This is a genomic window from Terriglobales bacterium (assembly GCA_035764005.1).
GTDB lineage: Bacteria > Acidobacteriota > Terriglobia > Terriglobales > Acidobacteriaceae > Gp1-AA112.
Genome location: DASTZZ010000006.1, coordinates 21,744 through 31,431, shown reverse-complemented (window position 1 = coordinate 31,431; position 9,688 = coordinate 21,744). Strand labels below are relative to the sequence as shown.

The following is a 9,688-nucleotide window of genomic DNA, read 5'->3' as shown; positions in this document are numbered from 1 at the left end:
GCTGCAACTCGTCGGCTCGTTGGTCGTTGCCGATTACGACTACTTGCGTGTGGGGCCGCGAGTAAAGCGTCAAAGCGATTCCATAGGTTGCGGCGAAGATGCCGAAGTGGCCGGCTACGTCGGCGAAGGCTTTGAGAGTTGATTCCGCGATTTCACGATGCTTCGCTTCACCTGAATATTCATACAGGCGCAGCAGAGCAATGGCGGCCGCCGGATTTCCCGCAGGTGTCGGCGAGTCTTGCAGCGGCTTACGGCGTGCGCTCAGTGCTCCGAGATTGCCTTGCAGTGCCTGGCGCGAGGTGTCGAAGAATCCGCCCGCGGTTTCGTCGTAGAAGCACTCGATCATCTTGGCGGCGATGCGCTCGGCGAAGCGGTAGTAGCTGAGGTCGGTCGTGGTCTCGTAAGCGTCGAGGCATGCGATTGCGGTGAAGGCATAGTCATCAAGCAAGCCGGCGACTTCGCGATGATTGGCAGAAGCATCGGAGTAGGCGATCACGTGCTTGAGTCCGCGTTCCGGCGACCACGCTTCTGACAGCAGACGATCGAGCGAGCGCAGCGCGAAGTGCCCGGCATCTTCGAGACCCAACGCCTTCGCGGCTTCCAGGTAGGCGGAAACGCAAAGCGCGTTCCAGCTTACATAGACCGTCTTGTCGATGTACGGCGTAGGACGCTTCACGCGCGCGTCCAGCATCTTGCGCTTGGCTGTCGAAATGAGTTGGCGCACTTCGTATGTGCGGAGCTTCATGCGCGTGGCGATCTGCTCTGGAGTGGCGCGTACGTGGAGCACATTCTTTTCCGGACGATGATGCATTTCGCCGACTTCGCCGATGTCGTAATAAAACGACGCGGCCTCGAGTTCCTGCGGATCGAGAACTTGCGCCGCTTCAGCTTTCGACCAGGTGAAGTAATCGCCGTCGTCATGAAGATCGATATCGGCATCCTGTGAGGCGTAGAAGCCGCCGCGCTCGCGGTCGCTCAGCCACTCGTCCATCCAGCGGATGATGTCGCGCGCGATGTCGGCATAGAACGCGTTGCCGGTGAGTTGGTAGGCATGCACGTAATTCTTGAGCAGCTCCGAGTTGTCGTACGACATCTTCTCGAAGTGCGGCACCACCCAGCGCTCGTCGACCGAGTAGCGGTGAAAGCCGCCGCCGAGCTGGTCGTAAACTCCGCCATTGGCCATGTGGTCGAGCGTGGTCGTGATCACCTTCAGCGCCTGCGGATCGTCGGTTTGTCCGCAATGATCGATCAGCAGGTCGAGAATCGAGGGATGAGGAAATTTCGGAGCGGATCCGAATCCGCCATTCTGCGGATCGCAGCCTTGAATTGCCGATTTCACCATGCCTTCGACGAGCGTCGGCGAGATCTCGCCTGCGCGTCCGGCGAATGATTCGGCTTGATCGATCGCGGCCATTACGTGCTCGGCGGATTCGAGCACCTCGCCGTGCTTCTCGCGATAGGCTTCGGCGAGCGCGGTGAGAATGCGTTTGAACCCTGGTCTCCCATAATGGTCCTCGGGAGGGAAGTAAGTGCCGCCGAAGAATGGACGACCATCGGGCGTGAGAAACGCTGTGAGCGGCCAGCCCCCTTGTCCACTGATCGCCTGCACAGCAGCTTGATATCGGCTATCGACGTCGGGACGCTCGTCGCGATCGACCTTCACGGCGATGAAGTGCTCGTTGATGAGCTTAGCGATTGCGGGATTCTCGTAGGACTCGCGGTCCATCACATGGCACCAGTGGCACCACACAGCGCCGATGTCCAGCAGCACCGGCTTGTTCTCGCGCTGAGCTTTTTCAAAAGCATCGGCGCCCCATTCGTTCCACTCCACCGGTTGGTGCATAGCAGAGCGCAGGTAAGAAGAAGAGGCGCGCGCAAGCGAGTTCGTGGGCTCGGGCATAAACATTAAGTCTAGCGCAGGTGAGACGGGCGGACGGACGCTTGAGGCGTGGAGTTCGGCCTAGGCGTTAGCCATAATCGATGGGTAATAGAGAAGGGAAGGCATCGGCGCGGCAACGTTGAGGAGCGAGCGGCTGATCGCGTTCTCAGTGCCGGAGGCACGAAATGTGAGAGCCCAGGACGAAGTCCTGGGTTGGCGTGATTTGAATCCGAGTCCCGGAGGGACGGCATTCATTCGGAAGAGAAGTTCTGCGCCAGTGGTTTCTAACGAGGCCGTTCCTCCGCACAACACAATTGGAGGAGCAGAAGTCGTGCCAGGTGTCGTCCCTCCGGGACTCTGTTTTTTGTCTTTCTAACCCAGGACTTCGTCCTGGGCTTTCACATGTCGTGCCTCCGGCACTGTGATCGACTCGAAATCACCAGCCAGATCACCAATCACCAATCACGCAATCACGCAATCACGCAATCACGCAATCACGCACTGTACCTCCTTGCGCTTTCACAAATTCCCTGTATTTTGTTGTGCGTGCAAAGACGATCATTAGTTGCGGCCGCTGCGGCGGTAATACTCTTTCTTCCCATTACGGGACTTGCTCAATCCACCGCTCCCAAATCCTGGACAGCGCAATGGATCACCTCGCCGGATATCCAGCAGCGCGCCGAAACGGTGCTGCACTTTCGCAAGGTGCTGGATCTCGCTGAGGCGCCTGCGCATTTCGTGCTGCACGTGAGCGCCGACAACCAGTTCATCTTTTTTGTGAATGGACAGCACATCGGCGCGGGACCGGCGCGCAGCGATCTCGCGCACTGGAGGTACGAGACATACGACATTGCTTCACATTTGCATGCAGGCCGAAACATCATGGCCGCTACCGTATGGAACTTCGCAACTAACGCCGCGATTGCGCAGATCAGCGATCGCACTGCGCTCCTCGTGCAGAGCGATGGAGAAGCGGAGCGCGCCGCTGACACGGACGCAACTTGGGAAGTCGAGCAGGAGAAGGCGATCACGACTGTGCACCCGCAGGTTCATGGCTACTATGCCGCTGAACCGGACTTGCGTTTCGATGCCGCGCAATTCGATTGGTCGTGGAATACGGAATCGAACGGCCCGAAATCGGCGTGGACTAAGGCTAAAGTGGTGAGCCGCGCGGCTCCGCGGCTCTCCAGTGATTCTCCGAATAGCTGGCAGCTTGTGCCTGATCCGCTGCCGCGTTTTGATTTGAGTCTGGTTTCATCCGGCAAAGTTGTTCGAGCGACAGGCATTCCGGCGACGACTGCGTTCCCGGAAGGGGAAGTCGCGATCCCGGCGCACACTTCAGCGGCGATTCTGATCGATGCTGGTCAGCTTACTACTGCGTATCCGCAGCTTACGGTTGCCGGCGGGCAGGGTTCGACGGTTCGCCTCACCTACGCCGAAGCCCTGGTCGATGAAAAACGCGAGAAGGGCAATCGCAATCAGATCGAAGGCAAGCACATCGAAGGAGTAGCCGACGACTTCCTGCCCGACGGCTCGGACTCTTCTAATTTCATTCCGCTGGTCTGGAGAACTTGGCGGTATTTGCAGCTCGATGTGCAGACGTCCGATCAGCCGTTGCGCCTGATCGGTCTCAAAACCTGGTTCACAGCATTCCCATTTGAGGAACGCGCTTACTTCCGTTCTGATGACGCGTCACTCACGCCGATATGGCAGATCGGCTGGCGCACCGCGCGTCTCGACGCGCACGACACTTACATGGACACGCCGTACTGGGAGCGGCTCCAGTATGTGGGCGACACGCGCATTCAGGCGCTGATCTCGTATACCGTTGCTGGAGACGATCGGCTCGGGCGCCAGGCGATTGATGCGTACAACAACTCGCGCATTCCGGATGGGCTCACACAGAGCCGGTATCCATCTTCGTTGGTGCAGATGATTCCGACGTTCTCGCTGCTTTGGGTGGGCATGGTGCACGACTTCTGGATGTATCGCGCCGACACCGATTTTGTACGTGCGCAGCTCCCCGGGACGCGCACCGTGCTCGACTGGTACCTGCGACATCAGCGCGCCGATGGTCTGCTCGGCAAACTCCCGTGGTGGCCATTTGTGGATTGGGGCAAGGATTTTCACGGCGGGGTGCCTCCAGAGGACGAGGATGGCGGCTCGTCGATCATCACGTTGCAGTTTATTGAAGCTCTTCGTTATGCCGAAGAACTCGAAAAAGCTTACGGCGATCAGCATCTGGCGCAGACCTATCGCATTGCTTCCGAGCGGGCGGCACAGGCGGTCTGGAGCAAGTGCTGGAATTCCCAATATGGACTGCTGGCCGATACTCCCGCGCAAAAACACTTCAGCCAGCATGCAAATATTCTCGGCGTGTGGCTGGATGTGATTCCTCGCGAGCGGCAGAAGGATGTTGTGCGGAAGATACTGTCGACCTCGGATGAGGGGTTCACGGCATCGGGTCCGGTCCCGCAGATGACTGCCGCGACTTACTACTTCCGCTTCTATCTCGCTCGGGCATTGGAGCACGCCGGAATGGCCGACGATTATCTCCGCCTGCTCGGTCCGTGGCACCAGATGGTCGCGCTTGGTCTGACCACATGGGCCGAGTCGCCCGAGCCGACACGCTCGGACTCGCACGCCTGGAGCGCGCATCCAAACTATGATCTGCTGACGATTGTGGCTGGGATTCGCCCCAAGGCTCCGGGTTTCGGTAGCGTCAGCATTGAGCCTCATCTGGGAGCGCTACAGCACGTCGAGGCTGCAATGCCTACCTCAAAAGGATTGGTGCAGATCAAATACGATCGCGCCGGAGCTGGCGTGCAGGCGGAGATTACGTTGCCGGACGGAGTCTCGGGGGAGTTGGTGTGGAAGGGACGGTCTTGGACGCTACATGGGAGTGAGCAGCGGGTGGTGCTGCCGTGAGCCCCGTGAGGGTTGCGGGTCAGTACCGTCCGCGGTAGCGGATGGGTGGGTGAAGTTTGTACCGCGCTCCCACTCGCTGGAGAGACGGCAGTGACTTCCACTGCGGTTTAATCAGCCGACTTGTATTCTGTTACTCACCCGTCCGCTACCGCGGACGGTACTGACCCCGTCCTCGGGCAAGCTGCCGCCCGCGCGGTTGCGGCCTTTGCCTCTGCGCCTCTACACTGGAGGCTCCAACAACTCAGCCTTTATGAATTAGTTCCGCTGGCTTTTTAGCGGCCTGCAGGCGAGCTTTGCGGGCGAGACGGCGGGGAGGGTACATGCGTTTTTTTCTGGTTACACGGTATCTGCTGCTGACGGCAGCAGCCGTGGTACTGGCTTCATGCGGTCATAAATCTTCGCCGCCTCCTGACACGACTCCGGCCTCAATCACCACCACCTCCAGCAGTTTTTCGCTGAACCATGGTGAAGTAGCCACTTTGAGCAGCGCGGACGGGTGCGTTGCCAGTCCGGGCCTGGTCTGCGTCCAGGTGCTGAATTCCAGCAATACTGCCATTACCAGTCCAAAGGTTACCTACACCTCTGCGACTCCTTCCCTGGTCACCGTAAACGCGAGCGGGGAGGTCTGCGCAGGAGTATTCGACGCCAACAACGTTGTTTGCCAGACCAGGGACGCGAACGGAAATCTTTTGCCAGACCAGGTAGTGAATATCAACATCACGTCGGGCAGCATCACCACCGCTTTCCCTGTTTATGTACATGGCCGGGTCGACAAAGTAGAAGTGGATTTGCCGAGCAATCCGCCGGTATGCGTCTCTCAACATCAAACTGAGCAATTTACGGTAAAGGCCTTCAGCGCAGGCCAGGACGTCACTACGAAGGTTGGCCCTTTCACCTGGGCTACTGGCAATTCGACCATTGCAACGGTCGATCAAAATGGCGTGGTGACCTCGCAACTGCCGGGAGCCACGACAGTAGTCGCTTCGATTGGCACTATATCTCCCACGGCGGGAACGCCGGGCATCTTCGTGGCTTGCCCTCCAAAAACGATCTCGTTACACATCTCCGGTGCAAGCGATACGACCTTCAACGTCGCTTCGGGAACTGCGCAAACCCTTACCGCGGATGTGACAGACATTCTCGGACAGCCAATAACATTTACCGGCTCTAACCCACTTACTTATTCGAGCTTCGTGCCAACCGCGGCTTCCATTGCTTCTGGGGGGGCGGTTTCGACGCCCGGAGCCGGCGTGAGCACGTTAGTGGTCTCATGTACTCCCCCGGGTTGCAATCCGGCTCCAGGTCCGAATGTAAACTTTAACGGAACCGGGGTAGGACAGGCGGTGTACAGCAATCCCGTTCTGGGAACGATCACGGGAACGACAGCCACGACGATCTATGTGACCGGCAGCGACAATCCCGATGGGTCAGCAAACAAGTCGTTGATCCCGATTGACAGCGGAACGAACACGGCGGGAACCGCCGTCACCTTGGGCGGCGTTCCCAATTCGATGGTCTTCAGCCCGGACGGGACCAAGGCTTACATTGGCAGCGATGCCGGATTGCTAATTTTCGATCCGGGCACGAACACGGTGACTGCCACGGCGAGCGGTCTGACCGGGAAAGTTCTTAAAGTCTCGAACAATGGAACTAAGATTGTGATCTCCGATACAGCCGCAGGCAAGGTGTTCGTATTCGATGCAAGCCCGAATGTGAACAGTGCGCAGGAGTTTGACATCGCAAACGTCACGGCAGCCGATTTCGCCAGCGATAACAGCAAAGCCTATTTCACCAGCGGCAGCACCGTGTACGAGTACTCGCCCAGTACTGGACTGAAGACACTCTCTTTCGGAGCGGATGGCGTAGTGTTCACGCCGCAGGGCTCGGTCGCATTCTTCGGGGGCAGTTCCGTTCTGGGACTTGCGACCTGCAACGATTCCAGCATTCCGGGAGCCGCCGGAGCTGCGAATGTTCTCGCTGTAGCGCCGGACGGGACTCACATGATCGGCGTCGGTTCGGGCGGCTGGCTGGATTTGGCATACACGATTGCCGCGCTTGCCAACGTTGGCTGCCCGGTGACTGAAAGCAACACGATCAAAACCGGAGCATTTCCGGCTTTCGTCGGCACCCCGACGCAGATTGCGATCGCGTCAGACGATTCGAATGCCTTTCTTACAGGCTACACGGGTGGAAGCGATGCAACGGGGGTTCCGTTCTACCACTTGGTAGACGGAACTACGGGCACAATTGCTCTCTCTGCCGGCGGGCCTCTGTTTTCCGGCGGGCTAACTCAGGATGCGCACTCTCTCTATGTCGGAGTTGGGGGAGCGTCACCGGCAGTGCATCGCATTGACCTGACTGCCGCCGGAACGCCGGATGCGAACCAAATCAGCGTGAGCTTCAATCCGCGGATTGTCGTGGTGCGTCCGAAGTAAAACCAAGAGGCGTATACGAAGGTCACAAAGGCAACATCAAGGTCACAAGGATCGTGGCCTCGCCTTTTTCGTCCGCAACCTGCGTGTTTGCCGTTCTAGCGCACAGACGCGGCCATGATTGCCGAGGAATGTCGGCGGCGCAGTGTGACCGGGTGGGTGTTGGTCGCGACTGAACGGGCCACGTCGTAGTCCAAATCCTGAGAAACGATCTTGTACTCCCCACCGAAGCGCAGGTGCGCGAGTGCGTGGATTTCGGTTTGCATCCACATGCCGGCGACTTCACCGAAGTCCAGCACCAGGTGAACATCTTTCACCCAGAACGAGGGACTTTTTGCCGGCTCGCCTTCCATTCTCACGATGCGATATGAGTTCCGATCGACCCAGATGGTGGCGTTGAGCAGGTCTTTGCGATCGTGCTTGGGCGCGATGGTCAGGCGATAACAGGGTAGGTTGTCGACTCGTTCTTCGCCGTCGTAGTCAAAGCGATAATTTTGCTCGTTGACCATCATCTCCCTGGGATCGCGCGCGGCATCGACTTCGTGATCGAGGATGCGACGGATGACCTTTTCGCCCATTCCGCCGGTGCTTTGGTCGATGTCGTAGGTCTTCATGTTCGGCGGCAGGAAATTGACTTTGGCAACCACCTCCGTGCGTGGGTGTTCGGCGTTTGTGCCAAACACTTTGTAGTCGCGCGTGACGGTGTAGGGAAGCGTTCGACTGTGGTTCTGCGCCTGCGCTTCGGAGATGCGGCGAACGAGGGTAGCCAGGTCGGGCGGTTGGCTCGGTGACTGCTGTGCGGCGGCGGTTTGCGCCCACACGAACGCGATCACCAGAGCTACCGAGATGCTGACATACTGCGAGCGTCGACCAGAACCCACCATGAGACAGAACTCCAGTTATTCAGGAGCGAACAAGTGATTAGAAGCAGGAATCGTTCTCTGGGAAGGCTAGCTACTCGGGATTTTCATCCCTCATCGCGTGAGACGGCAGGCCTGAAAACGGGCGAGAGTGATACATTCTTAGGGCAATGCGCACGAACTTCGCTCTCTTTGTCCTTATGTTTCTGCTCGTTACCGGGCTGTTCTGCTTCATCAACTCCGCCAATGCTCAGGGCGACAACGCCGGAGCGAACCAGGATCGGAAGGCCATCGACGAATTCAATCGGCGATTCGTCGACAACTGTCGCACGATGAACCACAAGGGCGGCGCTGACATGTGGGCTGACGATGGCGTCGACCTGCTTCCAGGAATGGAGCCAATGGTCGGCAAGGCCGTGATCTCGAAATGGCTGCTGGGCCTTGATGATCAGCTAAAAGGGGCAAAAGTTACGCAGTGCGACGTCGATTGGCAGAGTATTCAGGTCTCCGGCGATACGGCTTATGAGTGGGGAATCAACACGCAGACAGTCTCAGTACCGGATAAGCCGGAACCGTTCAGGAATAAGGGCAAGATCACGCTGATTCTGCGTCGGCAGCCTCAAGGGGACTGGAAGCTGGCCCTGGAATCCTGGAATAGCAGTCCGCAGAAGTAATAGTCGGAATGAATCCGAGCGGGGGCCGCTAGTCACAATATGTGACAAAAAATCCCTGCTCATTCCCTGTTCGCTCGGCCGCAGCCTCGTGCTGGCGGCCGGAACCGCCTTGGTTTCATGTAGATCGACGGGCGACTCCTGGAATCCCTGTTAATTCCCTGGTCGCTGCGAAACTTTGCGAATTCTGGGCAGAATTCGAGGATTTTCGAGTCGGAAATTTCCGGTTCGCTGTTTATTTCGCTGTTCCGATTTTCTCCTCGGATTCGGCAGCGTCGCGGTAGCTCAACCGATTACCCTCTCTGGGTATTGTTTTCCCGCCGACGCTTACGGGCTTCGCTGTTCAGGAAACGATAGTCGATTACCTTGACGGCGAATCCGCGTGATCCATCTTCGTTGGTTGTACCGGCTACGCGAACGACCTGACCTGCGCAAAGAACCTCGGCGTTCTGCTGGCCGGAGATTTCGATCGGCATCTCGAAAAACATCTCCAGCAGTTCGCCTTTGGCTGGAGCATCATCCGAATGAATGAAGAGGCCGGATTGGCTGAGATTGTCGATGATGCCCGCAACCAACTCACTTCCGCTCTGGCCGCGGAACTTCACCGGGAGTGCCATGTGTAAACGCCGCGCGCGTGGCGACCAGGTTGCCTTCTTCACAATGTGCTCATCGGGAACAGGAGCGTTGCTGTTCCGCACTCGCTTCCCCAGCCGCTGCATGGTTGGCCAATCGTACTGATACTCGTCTCCGCAGATAAGGCATACCTGGTAGTAGTCGCCTTCAGGGCTCTTGCGAGGCCATCCAAATTCGTGTCGGCAGATTCCCGGAAACAGCTGCTGGAGGAGTTTGCGAGGCATACTCTTCATCTTGCCGGAGTAAACCGTGCGCAGAGAAGAAGAGGGACGGAGGAGTCATGCC

Annotated in this window: 6 protein-coding genes; 3 read left to right on the top strand and 3 right to left on the bottom strand. The window is 58.1% G+C overall.

The window, feature by feature from the left end; translation table 11 throughout:
* A partial coding sequence (locus tag VFU50_01160; GenBank protein HEU5231437.1) for a thioredoxin domain-containing protein occupies nucleotides 1–1,900 on the bottom strand: 1,900 nt, incomplete at its 3' end.
* A gap of 381 nt (nucleotides 1,901–2,281) precedes the next feature.
* Here VFU50_01160 and VFU50_01155 point away from each other — a divergent pair.
* Nucleotides 2,282–4,807, top strand: a complete 2,526-nt coding sequence (locus VFU50_01155; protein HEU5231436.1) for a family 78 glycoside hydrolase catalytic domain — start codon at nucleotides 2,282–2,284, stop codon at nucleotides 4,805–4,807.
* Nucleotides 4,808–5,127: 320 nt separating this feature from the next.
* The gene (locus VFU50_01150) at nucleotides 5,128–7,242 is read left to right on the top strand and encodes an Ig-like domain-containing protein (GenBank protein HEU5231435.1); all 2,115 of its coding nucleotides are present in this window, start codon (nucleotides 5,128–5,130) and stop codon (nucleotides 7,240–7,242) included.
* 95 nt (nucleotides 7,243–7,337) lie between these two features.
* Here VFU50_01150 and VFU50_01145 read toward each other — a convergent pair whose 3' ends face one another.
* Nucleotides 7,338–8,123, bottom strand: coding sequence for a hypothetical protein (locus VFU50_01145; protein ID HEU5231434.1), 786 nt, complete (start codon nucleotides 8,121–8,123; stop codon nucleotides 7,338–7,340).
* A gap of 146 nt (nucleotides 8,124–8,269) precedes the next feature.
* Between VFU50_01145 and VFU50_01140 the strand changes: the two genes are divergently transcribed.
* Nucleotides 8,270–8,773 carry a hypothetical protein gene (locus VFU50_01140; protein HEU5231433.1) on the top strand — a complete coding sequence of 168 codons (504 nt, stop codon included), beginning with the start codon at nucleotides 8,270–8,272 and terminating at the stop codon, nucleotides 8,771–8,773.
* Between the two features lie 290 nt (nucleotides 8,774–9,063).
* Here VFU50_01140 and VFU50_01135 read toward each other — a convergent pair whose 3' ends face one another.
* A complete protein-coding gene (locus VFU50_01135; GenBank protein ID HEU5231432.1) occupies nucleotides 9,064–9,627 on the bottom strand; it encodes a PilZ domain-containing protein in 564 nt (187 codons plus the stop codon).
* Nucleotides 9,628–9,688: the final 61 nt, after the last annotated feature.

What these genes read in the sequence shown, in the direction of transcription:
- VFU50_01155 (HEU5231436.1), top strand. Translation starts at nt 2,282, where the DNA reads ATGTCGTGCCTCCGGCACTGTGATCGACTCGAAATCACCAGCCAGATC.
- VFU50_01150 (HEU5231435.1), top strand. Translation starts at nt 5,128, where the DNA reads ATGCGTTTTTTTCTGGTTACACGGTATCTGCTGCTGACGGCAGCAGCC.
- VFU50_01145 (HEU5231434.1), bottom strand. Translation starts at nt 8,123, where the DNA reads ATGGTGGGTTCTGGTCGACGCTCGCAGTATGTCAGCATCTCGGTAGCT.
- VFU50_01140 (HEU5231433.1), top strand. Translation starts at nt 8,270, where the DNA reads ATGCGCACGAACTTCGCTCTCTTTGTCCTTATGTTTCTGCTCGTTACC.
- VFU50_01135 (HEU5231432.1), bottom strand. Translation starts at nt 9,627, where the DNA reads ATGCCTCGCAAACTCCTCCAGCAGCTGTTTCCGGGAATCTGCCGACAC.